This is a genomic window from Aeromonas sp. MR19 (genome assembly GCF_963899305.1).
GTDB lineage: Bacteria > Pseudomonadota > Gammaproteobacteria > Enterobacterales > Aeromonadaceae > Aeromonas > Aeromonas bestiarum.
This window is the reverse complement of record NZ_CAWQWZ010000041.1, coordinates 1-236: the sequence shown is the minus strand read 5'-3', so window position 1 is coordinate 236 and position 236 is coordinate 1. Positions and strand designations below refer to the sequence as shown.

Sequence of the window (236 nt, the reverse complement as noted above, 5' to 3'; positions counted from 1 at the left end):
CGGTCAGGGTGACGGTGTCACCGGCCTTGAACTCGCCGCTGACGGTGCCGCTGACCGGGATCTGCTGACCCGCTTCGGCGGCGTTGATGACGTCGTCGGCGGTGATGTTGGCATCGAGCTCAATGGCGAGATCCACCGGCGCCTGGGTGTCGACCCCGTAGCCTTCGCTGTCGGTCGCGGTGGCGCTGTTGCCCGCCGCGTCGGTGCTGGTCACGCTGGCATCGATGGTCTTGTCG

At 67.8% G+C, this 236-nt stretch carries 1 protein-coding gene; it reads right to left on the bottom strand.

The features are described from left to right. A partial coding sequence (locus tag AACQ95_RS15920) for an Ig-like domain-containing protein (protein ID WP_241281104.1) occupies positions 1-236 on the bottom strand: 236 nt, incomplete at both ends.